We start from the raw sequence: 24,056 nt of genomic DNA, 5'->3' as shown, positions 1-24,056 counted from the left end.
GCGACTGTCTGCGCTCCCTAGGGTCCCCGACGTGACCAAGTTTCTGCCGCTGCTCAGTCAGCTCGGTACTCGCCATGGATCCCGCTCGTTCCGCACCTGTGAACTCAAGTGCGCCAACCAGTGCGACCACGCCCAGCCGAACACGTCCGGCAACGAGCACATCCAGTCCGTGGTGCGCTCCGCCTTCACCCGCCGCAACATGCTGAAGGCCGGTGCCGCGGGCGCCGCGGCCGCCGGCGTCGCGACCCTGGCCACCAACCTCCCGGCCACCGCGGACCAGCAGGTGTACGGCGGTTTCCCGAAGGGCAACGGTGACTTCCCCGGGTTCGGCGGTGGTCACGGCAAGCTGACCCACGCCGCCGTACCGCCGAACCGCAAGGACGACATCGTCATCCCGCGCGGTTACGAGCAGGGCGTGATCATCGCCTGGGGCGACCCGGTCGAGTACGGCGCCGCGAAGTTCGACGCGCACAAGCAGTCGGCGGCGGCGCAGGCCAAGCAGTTCGGCTACAACAACGACTACACGATGATCGTGCCGCTGCGCGACGAGCGGAAGTCGTTGCTGGTCTGCAACCACGAGTACACCGACGAGTACCTGATGTTCCCGACCGGCAAGTACGACCTGGCCACCCAGGCCAAGATCGGCATCGCCGCCCACGGCATGTCGGTGGTCCAGATCGAGCGCGTCGGCCACACCGGCCAGTGGCGCCGCGACAAGCACCTGTCCCGCTACAACCGCCGGATCACCGCGGCCACCAAGTTCGACGTGACCGGCCCGGCAGCCGAGGACAAGCGCGTCGGAAAGGTTGCCTACGGCACCTTCGGCAACTGCTCCGGCGGCGTCACCCCGTGGGGAACCGTGCTGTCCGGCGAGGAGAACTTCAACGGGTACTACGACGTCTCGGGCACGACCCCGGCGGAGTACGCGGCGTCGTACAAGCGGTACGGCGTTCCGACCACCGTCACCAAATCGGCGCGGCAGTGGAGTCTCGTCGACCCGCGCTTCGACCTGACCAAGACCCCGACCGAAGTCTTCCGTTCCGGCTGGGTGGTCGAGGTCGACCCGTACGACCCGCGCTCGGCGCCTCGCAAGCGGACGATGCTCGGTCGACTCAAGCACGAGGGTGCGACCACCACGATCACCGCCGACGGCCGGATCGCGGTCTACACCGGGGACGACGAGAAGGGTGAGTACATCTACAAGTTCGTCTCCGAAGGCAAGTACGACCCGGACAACCGGAAGAAGAACTTCGGCCTGCTCGACGCCGGCACCCTGTACGTCGCCAAGTTCACCGGCGACGGCAACGACGACGGCCTGCACGACGGCACCGGCCAGTGGATCGCGCTGACCAGCCACACCACGTCGTACGTCGAGGGGATGTCGGTCGCCGACGTACTGATCGACACCCGGCTGGCCGCGGACAAGGTCTCGCCGACCCGGATGGACCGCCCCGAGGACGTCGAGCGCAACCCGGTCAACGGCCGCATCTACGCCGCGCTGACCAACAACGACAAGCGCGGCGGAGCGTTCCCGGCCGACGAGGCCAACCCGATCACCGTCTCGCACGTCCGCGAGAAGTTCGACGGCCCGCTGATCGAGAAGGCCGGTAACCGCAACGGCTACATCCTCGAGATCACCGAGGAGGGCGACGACGCGGCCAAGACCGGCTTCTTCTGGACCCTGTTCCTGGTCTGCGGCGACCCGACCGCACAGGAGACCTACTTCGGCGGCTACGACAAGTCCAAGGTGAGCCCGATCTCCTGCCCGGACAACGTCAGCTTCGACGGTTCCGGCAACCTGTGGATCTCCACCGACGGCAACGTCCTCGGTTCGAACGACGGCATCTTCACCGTCCCGGTGGCCGGGCCTCAGCGTGGACAGGTGAAGCAGTTCCTCTCGGTGCCGTTCGGGTCCGAGGCCTGCGGGCCGCTGGTCTCCGAGGACGACAAGACCGCCTTCGTCGCCGTCCAGCACCCGGGCGAGACCGACGACGCCACGTTCGAGAAGCCCACCTCCACCTGGCCGCACACCGACAAGTTCCCGCGCCCCGCGATCGCCTGCGTCTGGCGCCGCGACGGCGGTCGCGTCGGCTCCTAGCTTGACCACAGCTAACCTGGACACCTAATATCCAGGTTATGAAGATGAACGAAGGCGTCGAGTGGGCGATGCACAGCTGCGTGAACCTCAGCTGGCTACCCGGCCAGGCAGTCACCGCCAAGCACCTCGCCGCCTTCTACGACCTCCCGACGGCGTACCTGAACAAGCAACTCCAGGCGCTGACGCGAGCTGGGATCCTCTCTTCGGTCTCCGGACCGAAGGGCGGCTTCCAGCTCGCCCGGGACCCTCGGAAGATCAGCTTGCTCGACATCGTGGTCGCCATCGACGGAGCCGATGACGCGTTCCGTTGCACCGAGATCCTTCGGGTCGGACCAGGGGCTGACCCGAAGGCGGACTACCGCAAGGTCTGCGAGATCTCGCAGGCGATGCGAGCCGCCGAACTGACCTACCGCCGCGAGCTCGCCGGCCAGACGATCGCCGCGGTCGCCGAGCGCGTCGTACAGAACTATCCCGACGCGCCGGACAACACCCGCCATCGCTTCGCCAACCTCAAGTCCTGAGCGTTTACCCTAATTCTGGATATTGAACATCCACAATCCAAGGAGTTCCGAGATGACCTTCACCAAGCCCGTCCTCGTCCGCGCCACCGACGGCGAGGTCCTGTCCGCCAGCGGCGTCACCCTGCTGGCCGACGTACCGCAGACCGGCGGCCAGCTCACCAGCCACCGCTCCACCTTCCGGCCCGGCAAGGAAGGCGCTCCCCCGCACCAGCACCACGAAGCGTCCGAGCTCTTCTTCGTCCTGGCCGGCCGGCTCCGCGTCCTCCTCGACGACGAGCTGATCCTCCTCGACCAAGGCGACTTCCTCGTCGTACCGCCCAGCACCACCCACGCCTTCGAAGCCGCCGGCAGCACCCCCACCGAAGTCCTCTTCGTCCTCACCCACGCCAAACCCCGCTTCGGCTACTACCGCCTCCTCGAGCAGGCCTACCAAGGCACCACCGACTGGTCCGAAGTAGCAGCGACCAGCGACCTCTACGACAACCACTACGCCGAAAGCCCCACCTGGACCCACCGCTAACCCCCCCACGCCCACCTCACGCCCACCCCCGCGCCCACTCCACGCCCACTCCACGCCCGCCCCCGCGCCCGCCCCCGCACCCCCGCGCCCAAAGACACGCCGCCCCACCTTTGTGCACGCAGCGCGTCTTTGTGCACCCACCAACCATTTCCACGCCGCCGAAACGGTTGGTGGATACCCAAAGACGCATCTCGTGCCCAAAGACACGGCGACCCACCTTTGGGCACCTACCAACCACGATCCGCACCCTCAGACGGTCGATCCGTGCTCAACGTCAGCGCGATCGGCCACCTTGGGCACCCACTGACCACGATCCACGCCGTCGGATGGTCGAGCGGTGCTCAAGGTCGTGCTGTACGGCGACCTTGGGCGCCCGTCGACCGTTTCGGCGGCGGCAGAGTGGTTGGTGGGGGCACAAAGTGCGCAGCAGCAACCCGTACGACGGGCGCTGGTGCGGGTGGGCTCAGACGGAGCGGGTTACTACCAGGTCGCAGAGGGAGTCGAGGGCTTGGCGGGCGGGGCCTTCGGGGAGGGAGGCGAGGAGGCGGCGGGCGTCGGAGGCGCGGCGGCGGACGTCGTCTTCGGCTTGGGTGAAGGCGGGGTGGGCGCGCAGCAGGTCGAGGGTTTCGGTGAGGCGGGCGTCGTCGGAGAGGTCCGAGTCGAGGAGCTCGAGGAGGCGCGCGTCATCGGGGTTGGTGGGGTCGGCCTGGGCGCGGAAGATGAGCACCGGGAGGGTGGGAACGCCTTCGCGGAGGTCGGTGCCGGGGGTTTTGCCGGACTGGCCCGAGTCGCCGGCGATGTCGAGGATGTCGTCGGCGAGCTGGAAGGCGACGCCGATCTCCTCGCCGAACGCGCGCAGGGACTCCTGGATCTCCTCGGAGGCGCCGGCGAAGCGGGCGCCGAAGAGGGCCGAGGTGGCGATCAGGGAGCCGGTCTTGTCGGCGATGACGGACAGGTAGTGCTTGAGCGGGTCCTGGCCTTCGGTGACGCCGAGGGTTTCGCGGATCTGGCCTTCGACCAGGCGGCCGAAGGTGCGGGCCTGGATCCGGACGGCGTCGGGGCCGAGGTCGGCGACCAGGTCGGAGGCGCGGGCGAAGAGCCAGTCGCCGGACAGGATCGCGACCGAGTTGTCCCAGCGGGCGTTCGCGGTGGCCGAGCCGCGGCGGAGCGCGGCCTCGTCCATCACGTCGTCGTGGTGCAGGGTGGCGACGTGGGTCAGTTCGACCACGACCGCAGACTTCACTACTTCAGGAGCTGCCGGTGCCGAGCCGAACTCGGCGCCGATCAGCACCAGCAGCGGCCGGAACCGCTTGCCGCCGGCAACCATGACGTGCTGGGCGGCGGCAGTGACGAACGGCGCCTCGGACTCGGTGGAGTCGCGCAGCGCCTGTTCCACGGCCTCCAGCCCAGCGCGGACCCGGGCTTCGAGCGCCTCATCGGCGAACGCGAAGCCCAGGCTCTCGGCCGGCAGCGGGGTCGGACTCAACGGATGAACTCACCCGCGCGGGCCGCCAGTTCGAGGACCGGTCCGGGGACCAGGCCGAGAATCACTGTGGCGGCGAGACCGAGGGCGACCGCGGTCGTGGTCTGCCAGCCCGGCAGCGCCACGTCGGGCGCGTCGGCCGGCAGGTCGGAGAAGAACATCAGCACGATCACGCGGACGTAGAAGAACGCGGCGACCAGCGACGACAGGACGGCGACGACCACCAGCGGCCACGCCCCACCGGTCCACGCTGCGCTGAAGACCGCCCACTTGCCGGTGAAGCCCGCGGTCAGCGGGATGCCGGCGAAGGAGAGCAGGAAGAACGCGAAGATCCCGGCCAGCAGCGGCGACTTCTTGCCGAGCCCGGCCCAGCGGGACAGGTGAGTGGCCTCGCCGCCCGCGTCGCGGACCAGCGTGACGACCGCGAAGGCGCCGATCGTCGAGAAGCCGTAGGCGACCAGGTAGAAGAGCACCGCCTGGGTCGAGGTGACCCCGGTGTGCACGCCGCTCCCGGCCTGCGCCAGGCCGACGAACGCGGTCAGCAGGAAGCCTGCGTGCGCGATCGACGAGTAGGCCAGCATCCGCTTCACGTCGGTCTGGGTGATCGCGACGATCGAACCGACCACCATGGTGAGGATCGCGACGACCCACATCATCGGCGCCCAGTCCCAGCGCGAACCGCCGAGGGCGACGTAGAAGACCCGCATCAGCCCGATGAACGCGGCGATCTTGGTGCAGGCCGCCATGAACCCGGTGACCGGCGTCGGCGCACCCTGGTACACGTCCGGCGTCCAGGAGTGGAACGGTACGGCGCCAACCTTGAACAGCAGGCCGACCGCGATCAGCGCGGTACCGGCCAGCAGGATCGACTCCGCGCCGGTGTCCTGCGCGAGCGCGTCGGCGATCCCGCCGAGCGACATCGTGCCGGCGTACCCGTAGAGCAGCGCGATCCCGAACAGCAGGAACGCGGAAGCGAACGCACCGAGCAGGAAGTACTTCATCGCGGCTTCCTGCGAGATCAGCCGGCGACGACGCGCCAGCCCGCACAGCAGGTACAGCGGCAGCGAGAAGACCTCGAGCGCGACGAACAGCAGCAGCAGGTCGTTGGCCGACGCGAACAGCATCATGCCGCCGACCGCGAACAGCGTCAGCGGGAAGATTTCGGTGTGCTCGATCCGAGCCGCCGTACCCTCCCGCTCGGCCTCGGACCCCGGTACGGCGGCCGCCTGGCTCGCGAACGCGGACAGCCCACCGTCGAGCGAGCGCTCGGCGAACAGCAGCACGCTGATCAGTGTCAGCGCGAGCAGGATCAGCCAGGTGAACAGCGCCGGGCCGTCGACCGAGATCGCGCCCTGGGCCGCGATCAGTTCCTTGTTCTCGTTGATCAGCATCGCGGTCCACACGCCGGCGGCGAGGATCGCCACGACGGTGATCGCGACCTGCGCCAGGTGCCGCAACGCGCGCGGCAGGAACGCCTCGGCGATGACGCCGACACAGGCCGCACCGAACACCACGAGCATCGGTGCGAGCTCGTTGTACTCGATCTTCGGCGCGACGAAGTCCGCCGCCGGCAGGATCAGGCCGATCACTTCTGTCCCTCCGTCACGGGGATCTCCGGCGCCTTGTCGGTCACACCGACGCGCTGCATGGTCGATTCGACCGCGGGTTTGATGATGTCGACCACCGGCTTCGGGAAGATGCCGAGGCCGATGATCAGGACCACCAGCGGGGCGATCGCGAGGATCTCCCGCGCGTTCAGGTCCTTGAGCTTCTCGATACCGTCACGCACCGGCCCGGTCATCGTGCGTTGGTACATCAGCAGGATGTAGAGCGCCGCCAGCACGATGCCCAGCACCGCGATCACCGCGATCACCTTGTGCTTGCTGAACGTCCCGGCCAGCACCATGAACTCGGAGATGAACGGCGACAGACCGGGCAGCGCCAGGCTGGACAGACCGGCGAACAGGAACGTGCCGGCCAGCACCGGGGCGACCTTCTCGACCCCGCCGTAGTCGGCGATCCGCGCGGACCCGCGCCGGGAGATCAGATACCCGGCGACCAGGAACAGCGCGGCCGTCGAGAGTCCGTGGTTGAACATGTACAGCGTCGACCCGGTCAGGCCCTGCGACGTCAGCGCGAAGATGCCCATCACGATGAAGCCGAAGTGCGAGATCGACGTGTACGCGATCAGCCGCTTGATGTCGGTCTGGCCGATCGCCACCAGGGCGCCGTACAGGACCGAGATCAGGGCGAGCACCAGGACCACCGGGGTGGCCCACTCGGACGCGTTCGGGAACAGGCCCAGGCAGAACCGGATCATCCCGAAGGTGCCGATCTTGTCCAGGATGCCGACCAGCAGCACCGAGGTGCCCGGGGTCGCCTCACCGGCGGCGTCCGGCAGCCAGGTGTGGAACGGCACCATCGGCGCCTTCACCGCGAAGGCGAAGAAGAAGCCGAGGAACAGCCACCGCTCGGTGTTCTGGCTGATGTCGAGCTTGATCAGGTCACTCAGCAGGTACGACGGGTCGCCGGCACGCGCCGACAGTACGTACAGGCCGACCACGGAGGCCAGCATGAGCAGTCCGCCGAGCAGCGAGTAGAGCAGGAACTTCACCGCGGCGTACGAGCGCTGCGGACCGCCGAAGCCGCCGATCAGGAAGTACATCGGGATCAGCGTGGCCTCGAACAGCACGTAGAAGAGGAACACGTCGGTCGCCGAGAAGACACCGATCGACAAGGCCTCCAGCGCCAGGATCCAGGCGAAGAAGGACTTCGAGGACCAGCGGCCGTTGTCCGCGTCGTTCCACGAGGCGACGATCACGATCGGCGTCAGCAGTGCGGTGAGCACCACCAGGACGATGCCGACACCGTCCAGACCGAGCGCGTAGTTCGCGCCGAACGCCTTGATCCAGGTGTGCGTCTCGTTGTACTTCTCGGCGCCGTTCTGGTGGTAGCCGACGGCAACGATCGCCGTCAGCACCAGCGTCACGAGCGAGAAGCCGAGTGCGACCTGCTTGGACAGCAGCGCCTTCGCCTTGGGCACCAGCATGGTGGCCAAGGCGCCCACGAAGGGCAGCAGCAGTAAGAGGGTCAGCCAACCGATTTTCACGACAACCTCACCGCGAGGAGGGCGACGACCACGAATGCGGCGCCGAAGACCATGCTGAGTGCGTAGGAACGGACGAAGCCCGTCTGGAACCGGCGGAGCCGGCCGGACAATCCACCGAACAGTGCGGCCAGCCCGTTCACCAGGCCGTCCACGCCGCGGTTGTCGAGCCAGACCAGCGTCCGGGTGAGGTACTGGCCCGGGCGCATCAGGACCGCCTCGTTCAGAGCGTCGCCGTACAGGTCACGCCGGGCGAGGACCGTGAGCGGCGAACCGGCCGGGGCCTCCCGCGGGATGTCCCGCCGGTACTTGGCCACTGCGATCACGACACCGACGGCGACCACCGCGAGGGTGATCAGCGTCATCACGATCGCCGGCAGCGGCAGGTGGTGCTCTTCGTGCGCCCCGACGACCGGCTCCAGCCAGTGCTCGATCCAGTGCCCGGCGAAGTAGAGCGCGCCACCGCCCAGCGACAGCGCCGCCAGGATGATCAGCGGGACCGTCATCACCTTGGGCGACTCGTGCGGGTGCGCTTCCTTGTCCCAGCGCTTCTCACCGAAGAACGTCATCAGCATCACCCGCGTCATGTAGAACGCGGTGATCCCGGCGCCGAGCAGCGCGCACAGACCGATCACGATGTTGTCCGCGAACGCGGCCTCGATGATCTTGTCCTTGGAGAAGAAGCCGGCGAACGGCGGGATGCCGAGGATCGCCAGGTAGCCGAACGCGAAGGTGACGAAGGTGACCTTCATCGGCGTCCGCAGGGCGCCGTAGTGGCGCATGTTCACGTCGTCGTTCATCCCGTGCATGACGGAACCGGCGCCGAGGAACATGTTGGCCTTGAAGAAGCCGTGCGTGATCAGGTGGAAGATCGCGAACACGTACCCGGCCGGGCCGAGACCGGCGGCCAGCATCATGTAGCCGATCTGGCTCATCGTCGAACCGGCGAGCGCCTTCTTGATGTCGTCCTTGGCGGTACCGATGATCGCACCGGCCAGCGCGGTGACCGTACCGACGATGACGACCGCGGTCGAAGCGGCCTCGGACATCTCGAAGATCGCGTGCGAGCGGACCACCAGGTAGACGCCCGCGGTGACCATGGTCGCCGCGTGGATGAGGGCCGACACCGGGGTCGGGCCCTCCATCGCGTCCAGCAGCCAGGACTGCAGCGGCACCTGCGCGGACTTACCGCAGGCTGCCAGCAGCAGCATCAGGCCGAGCAGTGTCGCCCAGGTGCTGCTCAGGTGCTCGGCACCGGAGTTCACCGTGGTGAAGGCCGACGAGCCGAACAGCGCCCACATGCTCATCACCGCGAGCGAGAGGCCGATGTCACCGACCCGGTTCACCACGAACGCCTTCTTGGCGGCGACCGCGGCCGAGTCCTTGTGCTGCCAGAACCCGATCAGCAGGTACGACGCCAGACCGACGCCCTCCCAGCCGACGAACACCAGCAGGTAGTCGGCCGCGAGCACCAGCAGCAGCATCGCCGCGATGAACAGGTTCAGGTACGCGAAGAACCGGCGCCGCCGGACGTCGTGCTCCATGTAGCCGATCGAGTAGATGTGGATCAGCGAACCCACACCGGTGATCAGCAGCACGAACAGGATCGACAGCGGATCGATCAGCAGCGTGAAGTCGACCTTCACACTCCCGACCGAGAACCACTCGAACAGGCGAACCGTCTCGGACCGCTCCTCGCCGTGCAGCCCCTGCATCTGGACGAACAGCACGACACCGAAGGCGAACGAGGCCAGCGGCGCCAGCGTGCCCAGCAGGTGACCCCAGGCGTTGGTGGCCTTGCCACCGAGCAGCAGGATCGCCGCGGACAGCGCCGGTACCGCGACCAGCAGCCAGGTCAGCTCATGACTCATCGGTTTCAGACCTCAGTACTTGAGCAGGTTGGCGTCGTCGACCGAGGCCGAACGACGGGTGCGGAAGATGGCCATGATGATCGCCAGGCCGATCACGACCTCGGCCGCGGCCACCACCATCACGAAGAAGGCGGCGATCTGGCCGTCGAGGTTGCCGTGCTGGCGGGCGAAGCTGACGAACGCCAGGTTGGCCGCGTTCAGCATCAGCTCGACGCACATGAACACGACGATCGCGTTCCGGCGCACCAGTACGCCGAGCGCACCGATACTGAACAGGATCGCGGCGAGCACGATGTACGGCTCAGTCGTCACTGTTCTTCTCCTTCACGTGATCTTCACCCTCGGTGATCTCGCGGACGGTCTCGACGTCCGCGCGCTCCTCGGCCTCGGGGAACACCGTGCCACGAGCCTGCAGGACGCGCGAAACCGAGGTCGGTGCGATCGATCCGTCGGGCAGCAGCGCCGGCGTGTCGACGGCGTTGTGCCGGGCCAGTACGCCGGGAGTCGGCAGCGGACCGGGGTGGATCCCCTGCTCGGCGTACTTGCGGATCCGCTCCTCGGCGTGGTCGCGCTGGGTGCGCTTCTTGGTCAGCCGCTCGCGGTGCGCCAGCATCATCGCGCCGAGCGCGGCGGTGATCAGCAGCGCCGAGGTGACCTCGAAGGCGAACACGTACTTGCCGAACAGCAGCTGCGCGATGCCCTTGGGGTTACCGTCCGGCTGCGCGTCGGCCAGGCCGATCGGGTTGCCGTAGATGCCGTTGCCGACCGCGAAGACGATCAGCAGACCGAAGCCGAGGAAGGCGAGACCGGCGAGCAGCCGCTGACCGCGAATCGTCTCCACCAGGGAGTCGGACGCGTCGACACCGACCAGCATCAGCACGAACAGGAACAGCATCAGGATCGCGCCGGTGTAGACGATGATCTGCACGGCGAACAGGAACGGTGCGTCCTGAGCGGCGTACTGGACGGCCAGGCAGATCATCACCGTCGCCAGCAGCAGCGCGGAGTGCACGGCCTTGCGGACCAGCACCATCGCGATCGCGGCCAGCACCATCACCGGTGCGAGCAGCCAGAACGCGACCTGGGAACCGACGACCATCGGGATCACTTGGCGTCACCACCATCGGTGCCGGCCGCGCCGGTCAGGCCGCGGTAGTAGTCCTTCTCGGTCGCGCCCAGCTGCATCGCGTGCGGCGGCTCCTGCATGCCCGGAAGCATCGGGGCCAGCAGGTCCTTCTTCTCGTAGATCAGCGAGGCGCGGCTGGTGTCGGCCAGCTCGTACTCGTTGGTCATCGTGAGCGCCCGGGTCGGGCACGCCTCGATGCACAGTCCACAGAGGATGCAGCGCAGGTAGTTGATCTGGTAGACGCGGCCGTACCGCTCACCCGGCGAGTACCGCGCGGAGTCCTCGCCGTCGACGTTCGAGGCACCCTCGACGTAGATGGCGTCCGCGGGGCAGGCCCAGGCGCACAGCTCGCAGCCGATGCACTTCTCCAGACCGTCCGGCCAGCGGTTCAGCTGGTGCCGGCCGTGGAAGCGCGGTGCGGTCGGCTTCTTCTCGAACGGGTACTCCTCGGTGAACACCTTGCGGAACATCGTCCGGAAGGTGACCCCGAACCCGGCTACCGGGTCCCAGAGGGACTCTTTGACACTAGCCACGACTGCCTTCCTTGCTGCGACTGTCAGTCTGTGTATCCACGATCGGTGGTGGCACCGGGAACCCGCCGGCGAACGCGTCGAAGTCCTTGCCGTCGGCAACCTCAGGCGTCTTGTCGTCCTTCGGCTTGCCCGGGAGCAGCATGCTGAGCAGTGCCAGCACCACCACGACCCCGGCCGCGACCAGCAGCGTGGTCCGGCTGAAGGTGGTCTCCCGGCCGACCGCGCGGACGGTGGCGACCAGCAGGATCCAGCCCAGCGACACCGGGATCAGGATCTTCCAGCCCAGCTTCATGAACTGGTCGTAGCGCAGTCGCGGCAGCGTTCCGCGCAACCAGATGTAGAAGAAGATGAAGGCCATCAGCTTGCCGAAGAACCACAGCACCGGCCAGTAGCCGGAGTTCGCGCCGTCCCACAGCGAGATCGGCCACGGGGCCTGCCAGCCGCCCAGGAACAGCGTGGTCGCCAGCGCCGACACCGTCGCCATGTTGATGTACTCGGCGAGGAAGAACATCGCGTACTTGATCGAGGAGTACTCGGTCAGGAAGCCCGCGACCAGCTCCCCCTCGGCCTCCGGCAGGTCGAACGGCGCCCGGTTCGTCTCACCGATCATCGAGACCACGTAGATCACGAACGACGGGAACAACAGGAACGCGTACCAACCGGGGATTGGGATGTCCACGCCGAACAGATTCACCGTCTGGTGCGTGCTCTGCGCCGCGACGATCTCCGAAGTGGACATCGAACCGGCGAACAGGAACACCGTCACCAGCGCCAGGCCCATGCCGACCTCGTAGGAGATCATCTGGGCGCTGGAGCGCAGGCCACCGAGCAGCGAGTACGTCGAGTTGGACGACCAGCCGCCGAGCACGATGCCGTAGATACCGATCGAGGCGATCGCCATCACGTACAGCACCGACACCGGCAGGTCGGTGAGCTGCAACCGGGTGTAGGTCTCGGTGAAGGGGATCTTCACGGTCGGCCCGAACGGGATCACCGCGAAGGTCAGGAAGGCCGGTACGGCGACGATCACCGGCGCCAGGACGTAGACGAACCGGTCCACGCCCTTCGGCATCAGGTCTTCCTTGAGCATCAGCTTCACACCGTCGGCCAGCGACTGCAGCAGACCGAAGGGTCCGTGCACGTTCGGTCCGACCCGGTGCTGCATCCGCGCCACCACCCGGCGTTCCCACCAGATGTTGAACAGCGTCAGCACGACCAGCAGCACGAAGATGATCAGCACCTTGAGGCCGATCACCCACCACGGGTCATGGCCGACGCCCGCGTCCGGGGGCGCGGCCAGCGGAGTCATGATCATGCGTTTCCTCCGGCGATCGTCACGATCGATCCGTGATCGGCGTGCAGCGAACGACGTACGTGCGAGTCGGCCGAGTTGGTCGGCAGCCACACCACGTTGTCGGTCATCGGGGTGATCGCGACCGGCAGCCGGATCGAGCCGGCATCGGTGCTGATCACCAGCTCGTCACCGTCGGCGAGGCCGACGCGGTGTGCCGTGGTCACCGAGAGCCGGGCAACCGGCTTGCGCGCGGTCGCCGTCAGGTGCGGCTCGCCGTCGCAGGCGCGGCTGTCGTCGATCAGCATCCGCCAGGTCGCCAGGCGGGTGGAGTCGAAGGCGCCGAGCGCCGGACCGGCCGGGTACGTCGGCTCCTGCGAGCGGTCTCCGTCCCAGCGACCGAGCTCGTCGTACTCGCGCTTGGCGCCGGCCGGCGTGGTGAATCCGAGCGTGAGGTCCATCTCCTGGGCCAGTGCGGCCAGGGCGCGGACATCCGGCATCGCGGCCGGCACCTTGAGGACCACCGGGAACGGCCGCTCGCGACCCTCCCAGTTCACGAAGGTGCCGTCCTTCTCCGCCGGCGGAACCACCGGGAAGACGACGTCGGCGTGCTCGGTCACCTGCGAGTTGCGAACCTCGAAGCTGACCACGAACGGCGCTGCGGCCAGTGCGGCCAGCGCAGCAGCCGGGTCCGGCAGGTCGTCGACCTCGACGCCCGCCACGACCAGTGCATCCAGCGACGCAGCGGACGCGAGGATCTCGGTCAGGTCCTTGCCCGGCGTGGCCGGCAGGCTGTCGACACCCCACGCGGCCTGCAGGTCAACGCGTGCCTGCGCGTCGGAGACCAGACGGCCACCGGGCAGCAGGCCCGGCAGACAACCGGCCTCGAGTGCACCGCGGTCACCAGCGCGACGCGGGATCCAGGCCAGCTGCGCACCGGTGTCGAGCGCCAGCCGCAGCGCGGCCGAGTACCCACCCGGGACGCTGGCCAGCCGCTCGCCGACGATGATGATCGAGTCCGCACCGAGCGCGGCCTTGGCCTCACCGCTCAGCTCGGACAGTACGGCGGCCTCCGTGCCCGGCGCGGCCGGTACGACGACGCCGTTCAGCTTCTCGACTCCGCGCGAGGCGAAGGCGGCGACCGTGAACACCTTGGTGCCGTGGGCCTTGACGGCCTTGCGCAGCCGCAGGAACACCGACGGCGCTTCCTCTTCCGGCTCGAACCCGGCGAACAGCACGGATCCGGCCTTCTCGAGATCGGCGAACGTCGTACCGAGGCCGCTACCGGCCACCGCGGCGGCCAGGAAGTCGGCCTCCTCGGCGGAGTGCGGGCGAGCCCGGAAGTCGATGTTGTTGCTGCCGAGGGCGACCCGCGCGAACTTCGAGTACGCGTAGGCGTCCTCGAGGGTCAGCCGGCCACCGGTCAGGACGGCCGCGTTGCCACGAGCCGCGGTCAGCTTCTCCGCGGTGAAGGACAACGCCTCCGGCCACGAAGCAGGCCGCAGTACGCCGTCCTCGCGGATCATCGGGTGGGTCAGCCGGTCACCGGTGCTCGCGTAGTTGAAGGCGAACCGGTCCTTGTCCGAGATCCACTCCTCGTTGACCTGCGGGTCGTCACCGGACAGCCGGCGCATCACCTTGCCGCGCCGGTAGTCGACGCGGATCGCGGCACCGGACGCGTCGTGCTCGGCCACCGACGGCACCGAGACCAGGTCGAACGGCCGCGACCGGAACCGGTACGCCGCGCTGGTCAGCGCGCCGACCGGGCAGATCTGGATGGTGTTACCGGAGAAGTAGCTCTCGAAGGGCTCCTTCTCGTAGATGCCGACCTGCTGCAGCGCGCCCCGCTCGATCAGCGCGATGAACGGGTCACCGGCGATCTGCTCGGAGAAGCGGGTGCAGCGCGCGCAGAGGATGCAGCGCTCGCGGTCCAGCAGCACCTCGGCCGAGATGTTGATCGGCTTCGGGTAGGTCCGCTTGATCTCGTGGAAGCGGGTCTCGCCGCGGCCGTTCGTCATCGCCTGGTTCTGCAGCGGGCACTCGCCGCCCTTGTCGCAGACCGGGCAGTCCAGCGGGTGGTTGATCAGCAGGAATTCCATCTGACCGTGCTGGGCCTTGTCCGCGACCGGCGAGCTCACCTGAGTGCGGACCACCATGCCGTCGGCGACGGTGATCGTGCAGGAGGCCTGCGGCTTCGGCATCCCGCGGCCGTTGCCGGCGTCGGTGATCTCGACCAGGCACTGGCGGCAGGCGCCGACCGGGTCGAGCAGCGGGTGGTCGCAGAACCGCGGGATCTGGATCCCGATCTGCTCCGCGGCCCGGATCAGCAGGGTGTTCTTCGGAACCTTGACCTCGATGTCGTCGATGGTGACGGTGATCAGGTCGGTCCGCTCCACTTCAGCGGTCGTCATGCGTTAGCTCCAGCAGTCGCGAAGACGGTGCTTGCCATCGGGTCCAACGGGCAGCCGCCGTGGGTGAAGTGCGCCAGATACTCGTCCTTGAAGTGCGCGATCGAGCTGGTGATCGGCGCGGTCGCACCGTCGGCCAGCGCGCAGAACGAGCGGCCGGTGATGTTCTCGCTCAGGTCGAGCAGGGTCTCCAGGTCCGCCTCGGACCCCTGGCCCTTCTCGAGCCGCTCGAGGATCTGCACCAGCCACCAGGTGCCCTCACGGCACGGGGTGCACTTGCCACAGGACTCGTGCTTGTAGAACTCGGTCCAGCGCAGTACGGCGCGGACCACGCACACGGTCTCGTCGAAGATCTGCAGGGCCTTGGTGCCCAGCATCGAGCCGACCGCACCGACACCTTCGTAGTCCAGCGGGACGTCGAGGTGTTCGGCGGTCAGCAGCGGTGTCGACGAACCGCCCGGCGTCCAGAACTTCAGCTCGTGGCCCTCGCGGATACCACCGGCCAGGTCGATCAGCTGGCGCAGCGTGATACCCATCGGCGCCTCGTACTGGCCCGGGCGGGTGACGTGCCCGGACAGCGAGTACAGCGTCATGCCCTTGGACTTCTCGGTGCCCATCGAGGAGAACCAGTCCGCGCCGTTCTTGATCACGGCGGGAACAGAAGCGATCGACTCGACGTTGTTGATCACTGTGGGGCATCCGTACAGACCGGCGACCGCCGGGAACGGGGGACGCAGCCGAGGTTGACCACGACGCCCTTCCAGCGAGTCGAGCAGCGCCGTCTCCTCGCCACAGATGTAGGCGCCGGCGCCGGCGTGCACGACGACGTCCAGGTCGTAGCCGGTGCCGAGGATGTTGGTGCCGATGAAGCCGGCGTCCTTGGCCTCCTGGACCGCCTGCTGCAGCCGGCGGATCACGTGCAGGACCTCACCGCGGACGTAGATGAAGGCGACACTCGCGCGGATCGCGTACGACGAGATGATGACGCCCTCGACCAGGGTGTGCGGCGAGGCCATCATCAGCGGGATGTCCTTGCAGGTGCCCGGCTCGGACTCGTCGGCGTTCACCACCAGGTACTTCGGCTTCGGGTTGTCCTGCGGGATGAACGACCACTTCATCCCGGTCGGGAAGCCCGCGCCGCCACGACCGCGCAGACCGGAGTCCTTGACGGCGGTGACCACGTCGGCCGGCTGCATCGCCAGCGCCGTACGAAGGGCGTCGTACCCACCCGTGCGCTGGTACGACGAGAGCTGCCAGGCGTTGATCTGGTCCCAGTTGTCGGACAGTACCGGGGTCAGCATGGTCAGTTCTCCTTCCGCGAATCGTCGCCGTTGACCGCTTGGGATTCCTTGCCCGGCTGGTCTTCCGGACGCGGACCCGGTACGGCGTCCAGCGGGGCCGGCGCGCTGCCGTTGCTGCTGCCGTTCGGGGCGGTCCAGTTGCGCTCGCGGGCCAGGCGGAGGCCGGCCAGCGAGGCCTTGCCACCGGTCGGGCCCTCGTCGGCGCGGCCGTCGGGGAAGCCGGCCAGCACGCGCTCGGCCTCGCGCCAGGAGCAGATGGTGGCGCCTCGCGGCGACTTCACCTCGGTGCCATCCCGCAGGTCGTCCACCAGCTGGGTGGCCGACTCCGGCGTCATGTCGTCGAAGAACTCCCAATTCACCGTCATCACCGGCGCGTAGTCGCAGGCGGCGTTGCACTCGATGTGCTCGAGGGTGATCTTGCCGTCCTCGGTGGTCTCGTCGTTCCCGACGTCGAGGTGGCTCTTCAGCCGCTCGAAGATCAGGTCGCCGCCCATCACCGCGCAGAGCGTGTTGGTGCAGACCCCGACGTGGTACTCGCCGACCGGGCGGCGCTTGTACATCGTGTAGAAGGTCGCCACCGCGGACACCTCGGCGCCGGTCAGCCCGAGCACGTCGGCACAGGCCTCGATGCCCTCCGGGGTGACCCGGCCCTCGACCGACTGCACCAGGTGCAGCATCGGCAGCAGGGCCGAGCGGCCGACCGGGTACCGGGCGGCCAGCTCGCGCATCTCCGCGATGGTGGTCTCGGTGATGTTCGAGTCACCGGTGCTGTAGGGGACCGGGACGTTGGTCGCAGTCGCGTGATCGTTGGCCATCTATCGGTCCACTCCACCCATTACCGGGTCAAGGCTGGCAACGGCGACGATCACGTCGGCCACCTGTGAGCCCTCACACATGATCGGCATCGCCTGCAGGTTTGCGAAGGACGGGTCCCGGAAGTGCACCCGGTACGGCTTGGTGCCGCCGTCGGAGACGACGTGACAGCCCATCTCGCCGCGCGGCGACTCGATCGCCACGTAGGCCTGACCGGCCGGCACCCGGAACCCTTCGGTGACGAGCTTGAAGTGATGGATCAGGGCTTCCATCGACTCGCCCATGATGTGCTTGATGTGGTCGAGCGAGTTGCCCATCCCGTCGCTGCCGACCGCCAGCTGGCTCGGCCAGCCGATCTTCTTGTCGGCCACCATCACCGGGTCGCCGTCCATCTTCTCCAGCCGGTCGGCGCACTGCTCGATGATCTTCAGCGACTCCCACATCTCCTGCAGCCGGACCCGGAAGCGGCCGTACGAGTCCGAGCTGTCCCAGGTCGGTACGTCGAAGTCGTAGGTCTCGTAGCCGCAGTACGGCTGGGTCTTGCGCAGGTCCAGCGCGTAGCCGGTCGAACGCACCGTCGGTCCGGAGATGCCCAGCGCCATACAGCCGGCCAGGTCCAGGTAGCCGACGTCCTTCAGCCGCGCCTTGAAGATCGGGTTGGCGTTGCAGAGTTCGGCGTACTCCGGGAGGTGCTTGTTCATCCAGGTGATGTACTCGCGGATCTTGTCCAGGGCGCCCGGGGGCAGGTCCTGGGCGACCCCGCCGGGCCGGATGAACGCGTGGTTCATCCGCAGGCCGGTGATCAGCTCGAACAGGTCCAGCGTCATCTCGCGCTCGCGGAACCCGATCGTCATCACGGTCAGCGCGCCGATCTCCATACCGCCGGTGGCGATACAGACCAGGTGGCTGCTGATCCGGTTGAGCTCCATCAGGAGCACCCGGAGCACGTTGGCCTTCTCGGGGATCTGGTCCTCGATACCGAGCAGCTTCTCGACCGCCAGGCAGTACGCCGTCTCGTTGTAGAACGGCGAGAGGTAGTCCATCCGGGTCACGAAGGTGACGCCCTGGGTCCAGGAGCGGAACTCCATGTTCTTCTCGATACCGGTGTGCAGGTAGCCGATGCCGCAGCGGGCCTCGGTGACCGTCTCACCGTCGAGCTCGAGAATCAGCCGGAGCACGCCGTGCGTCGACGGGTGCTGCGGCCCCATGTTGACCACGACCCGCTCTTCGGGCTCCTCGCCGAGGCCGGCCACCACCGAGTCCCAGTCCTGACCGGTGACGGTGAAGACCTTGCCCTCGGTGGTGTCGCGCGTCGTCGCGTAGGGGTCTGCGTGTGTTTCGGTCATCAGTTGTACGACCTCCGCGTGTCGGGCGGCGGGATGACGGCGCCCTTGTACTCGACGTCGATGCCGCCGAGCGGGTAGTCCTTGCGCTGCGGGTGCCCCGGCCAGTCGTCGGGCATCTGGATCCGGGTCAGTGCCGGGTGCCCGTCGAAGATGATGCCGAAGAAGTCCCAGGTCTCGCGCTCGTGCCAGTCGTTGGCCGGGTACACCGAGACGATCGACGGGATGTGCGGGTCGGCGTCCGGGCAGGACACCTCGAGCCGGATCCGCCGGTTGTGGGTGATCGAGAACAGGTGGTAGACCGCGTGCAGCTCGCGACCGGTCTCGTGCGGGTAGTGCACACCGCTGACGCCGGAGCAGAACTCGAAGCGCAGCGCCTCGTCGTCCCGCAGCTGCTGGCAGACCGCGACCAGCTGCTCGCGGGCCACGTGCAGGGTCAGCTCGTTGCGGTCGACGACGACCTTCTCGAGCGCGTCACCACCGACCAGCCCCTCGAGCCGGTCGACGGCTCCGTCGAACCACGAGCCGTACGGCTTCGGCGTACCGCCGGGGAGTGCGACCTGGCGGCGCAGGCCGCCGAAGCCGGAGGTGTCGCCGGTCCCGCGGACACCGAACATGCCCTCGCGCTGGTCGATCACCTCCGCGCCCGGCGTCTGTGCGTCACCAGCGTCAGACGTCGCCGGAAGGTTCTCGGGTTGCGTGTCGCTCACCGCAGCAAGCCCTTCATCTCAAGCGTCGGAGCGGCCGTCAGGGCGGCGGCCTCCTGCTCGGCCTGCAGCGCCTTCTTGTGCGCGCCGAGCTTGCTGTGCTGGATCTGGTCGTGGATCTTCAGGAACGCGTCCAGCAGCATCTCCGGCCGCGGCGGGCAGCCGGGCAGGTACATGTCGACCGGGACCACGTGGTCCACACCCTGGACGACGGCGTAGTTGTTGAACATGCCGCCGGACGAGGCGCAGACGCCCATCGCGAGCACCCACTTCGGGCCCGCCATCTGGTCGTAGATCTGGCGCAGTACCGGGGCCATCTTCTGACTCACCCGGCCGGCCACGATCATCAGGTCGGCCTGCCGCGGCGACGCCCGGAAGACCTCCATGCCGAACCGGGCCGCGTCGTACCGCGGTGCGCCGGTGGTCATCATCTCGATCGCGCAGCAGGCCAGACCGAAGGTCGCCGGCCACAGCGAGGCCTTCCGCATGTAGCCGAGCAGACCTTCGACGGTGCCCAGCAGTACGCCGGCCGGAAGCTGTTCTTCTAGACCCATATCAGTCCCACTCCAGTCCACCGCGACGCCACACATAGGAGTACGCGATGAAGACGGTGACGATGAAGATGACCATCTCGATCAGCCCGAACAGCGCCATCTGGTCGAAGGCCACCGCCCACGGGTAGAGGAAGACGATCTCGATGTCGAACACGATGAAGAGCATCGCGGTGATGTAGTACTTCACCGGGAAGCGGCCACCGCCGACCGGCTGCGGGGTCGGCTCGATCCCGCACTCGTACGAGTCGAGCTTGGCCCGGTTGTAACGCTTCGGGCCGACCAGCGCGCTCACGGTGATGCTGCCCAGCACGAAGAGCGCCGCGAGTACACCGAGAGCGAGGATCGGGACGTAGGGGTGCATCGCTCTGGGCTCCTTCCTTACAGCCGGTGGTCGGTGTCTTTTTCAGTTCGTTTCAGCCAGCACTGTGTTATCAGTACCGGAGTGACTCAGCTCACTCGCCCCGCCGATCAGGCGGCCGGGGCGACCTTCGTGAGCCCGTTGATGATCTTGTCCATCACGTCCCCGTCGCGCGGGTCGGTGAGGTTGGCCAGCAACTTCAGGGTGAACTTCATCAAGGTGGTGCGCGGCAGACCGTACTTCGTGCAGAGCCGCATCACCTCCGGATTTCCGATCAGCTTCACGAAGACCCGGCCCAGCGAGTAGTAGCCGCCCCACTCCTGCTTCAGCGCCTTCGGGTACGCCGACAGCGCGCGCTCGCGCTGGTTCGGCTGCCGGTGCAGGGCCTGGGCGGCGACCTCGGCGGCGAACATCCCGGACTCCATCGCGTACGGGATGCCCTCGCCGTTGAACGGGTTGACCATGCCGCCGGCGTCGCCGAGCAGCATCAGCCCGCGGGTGTAGTGCGGCTGCCGGTTGAAGCCCATCGGCAGCGCCGCCCCGCGGATCGGGATGGTCTGGAACTCGTCGCGGAACTGCCACTCCTCCGGCGTGTTCTTCAGCCACGCCTTCAGCAGGTCGGCGTAGTCGACCTTGCCGAAGGCATCGGAGGTGTTCAGGATGCCGAGGCCGACGTTCACGGTGCCGTCGCCCATCCCGAAGATCCAGCCGTAGCCGGGCAGCAGCAGCTTCTGGCCGGTCTGCTTGGGGTCGTCGGCCCACAGCTCGAGCCAGGACTCCAGGTAGTCGTCGTCGTGCCGCGGGCTGGTGAAATACGTCCGTACGGCGACGCCCATCGGCCGGTCGTCGCGCTTGTGCAGGCCCATCCCGATGCTCAGTCGCGACGAGTTGCCGTCGGCCGCCATCACCAGTGGCGCCCGGAACTCGATGTCGGCGCCGTCCCGGCGGCCGTTGTCGTCGACCGGCTTCGCGGTGACCCCGACGATGTGACCCTTGTCGTCGAGGATCGGGCCGGTCACGTTGGTCCGCTCGCGCAACTGCGCGCCGGCCTTGACCGCCTGCCGCGCGAGCAGGTCGTCGAAGTCCATCCGGTTCCGGGTCAGGCCGTAGTTCGGGTGGCTGGCCAGATCCGGCCAGTCGAGCTGGAGGACATGTCCGGCGCCCTGGATCCGCAGCCCGTAGTTGCGGATCCAGCCGGCTTCTTCGGAGATGTCGATGCCCATGTTGATGAGCTGCTTGGTCCCGCGCGGGGTGAGCCCGTCGCCGCAGACCTTCTCCCGCGGGAACGCGGTCTTCTCCAGCAGCAGGACGTCGAGGCCGGCGTTGGCCAGGTGGTACGCCGCGGAGGAACCTGCGGGTCCGGCGCCGACGACGATCACATCGGCTGACTCCGACTGCTGCCCGCTCGGCACGCTCTCGCTCATCTCATCCCGACCTGGAAGTTGGGGGCTCTATAGGCTGGCTCAGGGCTCGTGAAGGGATTCACTAAGCCTGGTCATCCGACAGTCTAGGACTGCCTGACGCGGACACGAAACTCGCCCCAACCCCCTTGCCAGCAAGCAAATTACGCGCCGTTTTCGTTGCGTAATTAAGCCGGTTTCACCGCCCGGTGGATGGCGACCAGACCACCGGTCAGATTGGCCCAGTGCACTCGCGTCCACCCGGCCGCCTCGATCGTCCGGGCCAACGGCTCCTGCGGCAGCCAGGCCCGGGTCGACTCAGCCAGGTACTCGTACGCCTCGGGGTTGCTCGACACCACCTTCGCCACCACCGGTACGGCGCGCATCATGTACTCGAGGTAGACCACCCGGAACGGCTTCCAGGTCGGATGCGACTGCTCGAGGATGACGAGCCGACCACCCGGCCGGGTCACCCGGAGCATCTCCTGCAGTGCGACGGTGACGTCGTTCACGTTCCGCAGGGCCCACGAGATCGTCACCACGTCGAAAGTGTCATCGGCGAACGGCAACCGCAGCGCGTCCCCCGCGATCAGGTCCAGCTCGGGGTGGTTCCGCTTCCCGACCCGCAGCATCCCGACCGAGAAGTCGCACGACACCACCTCGGCCCCGGCCTCGCGCAACTTGATACTCGACGCGCCGGTCCCGGCCGCCAGATCCAGGATCTTCATCCCCTTCCGCGGCGCGATCTCGGCCAGCGTCGCCGGCCGCCAGACCAGCTTCTCCAGCCCCATCGTGGCGACCGCGTTCGTCCGGTCGTACCCCTCCGCCACGTTGTCGAACATGGCGGCCACAGCAGCCGGGTCCTTACTCAGATCTGCACGCGTCACCACCCCAGTCTCCCGCACCCCCTCCCCCGCCCCATCCGATGGGTTGACCCACGAGCTTGTGGGTTCCCCACCCGCATGCAATGGGGGAACCCACAAGCTGATGGGTGAACCCATGAGAGGGGGCGCGGGGAGCATGTGGGACGCGAGGTTCGTCACTGGTGCGACAGGCGCTGAAATTCGCTGGACATCGGACGGTCGTACGCTTGCCTCTCGTGGGTGCATTAGCGGCCGTCGTGATCCGGGGCCTGAGCGCTAGCGAGGAGTGGATGCGTGAGTCTGTCTGAGCCGGTCCGATCCGGTCATCAGTCCGCACCGCAGTTGGTGGTTCGGAGCCAGCCGGTGCGCGGGGTCGCAGCGCAGTTGATCGATCACCTGCCGGCCGAGGGTGGGCTGAGCTGGGTACGACGTGGCGACGGTCACATCGGCTGGGGAGTCGCGGCACGCCTCGACGTTGCCGGTGGCAACCGCTTTCGGGACGCCGTGCTCTGGTGGCAGGAGCTGGTCGGATCCGCCGTCGTACGGGACGAGATCGGCGTACCAGGCTCCGGACTGGTCTGCTTCGGGTCGTTCGGTTTCACCGACGAGGATCCGGGTGAGCTGGTCGTCCCCGAGGTGATCGTCGGACGCCGTGGCGGTACCACCTGGGTGACGACGATCTCACCCGCGAGTTCGCTCGCCGCACCTCCCGATCTGGTCACGCACGAGGCCTCCCCCGTGTACGACGTCACGTTCGCCGACGGAGCGCGGTCCGGGACGGACTGGTCGAGCATCGTGGCCGACGCGATCAAGCGGATCACCTCCGGTGAGCTCGACAAGGTGGTGCTCGCCCGCGACCTGATCGCGATCGCCGAACAACCGATCGATCTGCGGTGGCCGCTTCGGCGGTTGGCGACGGCGTACCCGAACTGCTGGACGTTCTCGGTTGACGGCCTGATCGGCGCAACGCCCGAGCTGCTGGTACGGCGGGAGAAGGGTCTGATCACGTCCCGCGTGCTGGCCGGGACAATTCGCCGTACCGGGGACGACGCGCACGACTTGGCGTTGGCGGCGTCGCTGGCGCGGTCGTCGAAGGACCTGGAGGAGCACGAGTTCGCCGTACGGTCGGTGGCTGATGCTTTGAAGCCGCACTGCAAGTCGATGAACGTGCCGGAGACCCCGTTCGTCCTGCACCTGCCGAACGTGATGCACCTCGCCACGGACGTCGCCGGCGTCGCCAACAACGGAGCCTCCGCCCTAGGCCTCGCCGCCGCCCTCCACCCGTCAGCAGCAGTCTGCGGTACGCCGACGCCCGTGGCGCGCGACCTCATCGGCGAGATCGAAGGTATGCAGCGCGGCCGCTTCAGCGGCCCGGTCGGCTGGATGGACGCCGCCGGCGACGGCGAGTGGTGCATAGCCCTCCGCTGCGGCCAAGCCGACCCCGAAGACCCCCGCCGCATGCGCCTCTTCGCCGGCGCCGGCATAGTCGCCGGCTCCGACCCCACAGCCGAACTAGCCGAAACCAACGCCAAACTAGTCCCCATGCGAGACGCCCTCGGCGACTAGCCACGCGCCACTCCGCCCCTCGCGACCACCTTGAGCACGGCTCGATCACTCGCGTCAGCGAAACGTGGTCGGTGCGCGCACAAAGTGATCCGTCGCGGGGACCTTGGGCACGGATCAGCCGCGCGTGCGGGCGGGATGTGGTTGGTGGGATGCTCCTATAGCTGTCAAGTGGTGGTTTGTGGTTGGAGTGCTTG

At 67.7% G+C, this 24,056-nt stretch carries 21 protein-coding genes; 4 read left to right on the top strand and 17 right to left on the bottom strand.

Features of this window, described 5'->3' with window-relative positions; translation table 11 throughout:
- Window positions 1-31: 31 nt before the first annotated feature.
- From ABD231_RS01370 to ABD231_RS01360, 3 genes are read left to right on the top strand one after another with little or no spacing between them, the layout of a single operon-like run.
- A complete protein-coding gene (locus ABD231_RS01370) occupies window positions 32-2,098 on the top strand; it encodes a PhoX family protein (protein WP_344144247.1) in 2,067 nt (688 codons plus the stop codon).
- 38 nt (window positions 2,099-2,136) lie between these two features.
- A complete protein-coding gene (locus ABD231_RS01365) occupies window positions 2,137-2,619 on the top strand; it encodes an RrF2 family transcriptional regulator (protein WP_344144245.1) in 483 nt (160 codons plus the stop codon).
- 52 nt (window positions 2,620-2,671) lie between these two features.
- Window positions 2,672-3,139: a cupin domain-containing protein gene (locus ABD231_RS01360; RefSeq protein ID WP_344144243.1), complete on the top strand. Its 468-nt coding sequence runs from the start codon at window positions 2,672-2,674 to the stop codon at window positions 3,137-3,139.
- A gap of 463 nt (window positions 3,140-3,602) precedes the next feature.
- On the opposite strand, the gene ABD231_RS01355 is transcribed toward ABD231_RS01360, so the two are convergent.
- From ABD231_RS01355 to ABD231_RS01275, 17 genes are all read right to left on the bottom strand, one after another.
- Window positions 3,603-4,625 carry a polyprenyl synthetase family protein gene (locus ABD231_RS01355; protein ID WP_344144240.1) on the bottom strand — a complete coding sequence of 341 codons (1,023 nt, stop codon included), beginning with the start codon at window positions 4,623-4,625 and terminating at the stop codon, window positions 3,603-3,605.
- Complete coding sequence (gene nuoN, locus ABD231_RS01350) at window positions 4,622-6,142, bottom strand: NADH-quinone oxidoreductase subunit NuoN (protein ID WP_344145571.1); 1,521 nt, start codon at window positions 6,140-6,142, stop codon at window positions 4,622-4,624. Before nuoN ends, ABD231_RS01355 begins: the two co-directional genes overlap by 4 nt.
- 65 nt (window positions 6,143-6,207) lie before the next feature.
- Complete coding sequence (locus tag ABD231_RS01345; protein WP_344144237.1) at window positions 6,208-7,731, bottom strand: NADH-quinone oxidoreductase subunit M; 1,524 nt, start codon at window positions 7,729-7,731, stop codon at window positions 6,208-6,210.
- Window positions 7,728-9,599 carry an NADH-quinone oxidoreductase subunit L gene (nuoL, locus tag ABD231_RS01340; protein WP_344144234.1) on the bottom strand — a complete coding sequence of 624 codons (1,872 nt, stop codon included), beginning with the start codon at window positions 9,597-9,599 and terminating at the stop codon, window positions 7,728-7,730. Before nuoL ends, ABD231_RS01345 begins: the two co-directional genes overlap by 4 nt.
- 12 nt (window positions 9,600-9,611) lie before the next feature.
- Window positions 9,612-9,911, bottom strand: coding sequence for an NADH-quinone oxidoreductase subunit NuoK (gene nuoK / locus ABD231_RS01335; protein WP_132171174.1), 300 nt, complete (start codon window positions 9,909-9,911; stop codon window positions 9,612-9,614).
- On the bottom strand, window positions 9,901-10,698 hold the full coding sequence (locus tag ABD231_RS01330) for an NADH-quinone oxidoreductase subunit J (protein WP_344145569.1): 798 nt from the start codon (window positions 10,696-10,698) through the stop codon (window positions 9,901-9,903). The genes nuoK and ABD231_RS01330 overlap by 11 nt, the downstream gene beginning before the upstream one ends.
- A 5-nt stretch (window positions 10,699-10,703) precedes the next feature.
- On the bottom strand, window positions 10,704-11,258 hold the full coding sequence (gene nuoI / locus ABD231_RS01325) for an NADH-quinone oxidoreductase subunit NuoI (protein ID WP_344144230.1): 555 nt from the start codon (window positions 11,256-11,258) through the stop codon (window positions 10,704-10,706).
- On the bottom strand, window positions 11,251-12,573 hold the full coding sequence (gene nuoH / locus ABD231_RS01320; protein ID WP_344144228.1) for an NADH-quinone oxidoreductase subunit NuoH: 1,323 nt from the start codon (window positions 12,571-12,573) through the stop codon (window positions 11,251-11,253). Before nuoH ends, nuoI begins: the two co-directional genes overlap by 8 nt.
- A complete protein-coding gene (locus ABD231_RS01315) occupies window positions 12,570-14,960 on the bottom strand; it encodes an NADH-quinone oxidoreductase subunit G (RefSeq protein WP_344144225.1) in 2,391 nt (796 codons plus the stop codon). The genes nuoH and ABD231_RS01315 overlap by 4 nt, the downstream gene beginning before the upstream one ends.
- On the bottom strand, window positions 14,957-16,258 hold the full coding sequence (gene nuoF, locus ABD231_RS01310) for an NADH-quinone oxidoreductase subunit NuoF (protein ID WP_344144222.1): 1,302 nt from the start codon (window positions 16,256-16,258) through the stop codon (window positions 14,957-14,959). The genes ABD231_RS01315 and nuoF overlap by 4 nt, the downstream gene beginning before the upstream one ends.
- Window positions 16,259-16,260: 2 nt before the next feature.
- Window positions 16,261-17,073, bottom strand: coding sequence for an NADH-quinone oxidoreductase subunit NuoE (nuoE, locus tag ABD231_RS01305; RefSeq protein WP_344144219.1), 813 nt, complete (start codon window positions 17,071-17,073; stop codon window positions 16,261-16,263).
- The gene (locus ABD231_RS01300) at window positions 17,074-18,417 is read right to left on the bottom strand and encodes an NADH-quinone oxidoreductase subunit D (protein WP_344144217.1); all 1,344 of its coding nucleotides are present in this window, start codon (window positions 18,415-18,417) and stop codon (window positions 17,074-17,076) included. It lies immediately after the preceding gene.
- Window positions 18,417-19,124, bottom strand: coding sequence for an NADH-quinone oxidoreductase subunit C (locus ABD231_RS01295; protein ID WP_344144215.1), 708 nt, complete (start codon window positions 19,122-19,124; stop codon window positions 18,417-18,419). The genes ABD231_RS01300 and ABD231_RS01295 overlap by 1 nt, the downstream gene beginning before the upstream one ends.
- Window positions 19,121-19,675, bottom strand: a complete 555-nt coding sequence (locus tag ABD231_RS01290; RefSeq protein WP_344144213.1) for a NuoB/complex I 20 kDa subunit family protein — start codon at window positions 19,673-19,675, stop codon at window positions 19,121-19,123. The genes ABD231_RS01295 and ABD231_RS01290 overlap by 4 nt, the downstream gene beginning before the upstream one ends.
- A gap of 1 nt (window position 19,676) precedes the next feature.
- Window positions 19,677-20,036 (bottom strand): NADH-quinone oxidoreductase subunit A, encoded by a 360-nt coding sequence (locus tag ABD231_RS01285; RefSeq protein WP_132411643.1) that lies wholly within the window; start codon window positions 20,034-20,036, stop codon window positions 19,677-19,679.
- 107 nt (window positions 20,037-20,143) lie between these two features.
- Window positions 20,144-21,457, bottom strand: coding sequence for a geranylgeranyl reductase family protein (locus tag ABD231_RS01280; protein ID WP_344144210.1), 1,314 nt, complete (start codon window positions 21,455-21,457; stop codon window positions 20,144-20,146).
- A 164-nt stretch (window positions 21,458-21,621) separates the two neighbouring features.
- Complete coding sequence (locus ABD231_RS01275; protein ID WP_344144208.1) at window positions 21,622-22,320, bottom strand: demethylmenaquinone methyltransferase; 699 nt, start codon at window positions 22,318-22,320, stop codon at window positions 21,622-21,624.
- Window positions 22,321-22,590: 270 nt separating this feature from the next.
- Between ABD231_RS01275 and ABD231_RS01270 the strand changes: the two genes are divergently transcribed.
- The gene (locus ABD231_RS01270; protein ID WP_344144206.1) at window positions 22,591-23,862 is read left to right on the top strand and encodes an isochorismate synthase; all 1,272 of its coding nucleotides are present in this window, start codon (window positions 22,591-22,593) and stop codon (window positions 23,860-23,862) included.
- The last annotated feature ends 194 nt before the right edge of the window (window positions 23,863-24,056 follow it).

The organism is Kribbella yunnanensis, from assembly GCF_039529655.1.
Lineage (GTDB): Bacteria > Actinomycetota > Actinomycetes > Propionibacteriales > Kribbellaceae > Kribbella > Kribbella yunnanensis.
This window is presented reverse-complemented; position numbering and strand designations above follow the sequence as displayed.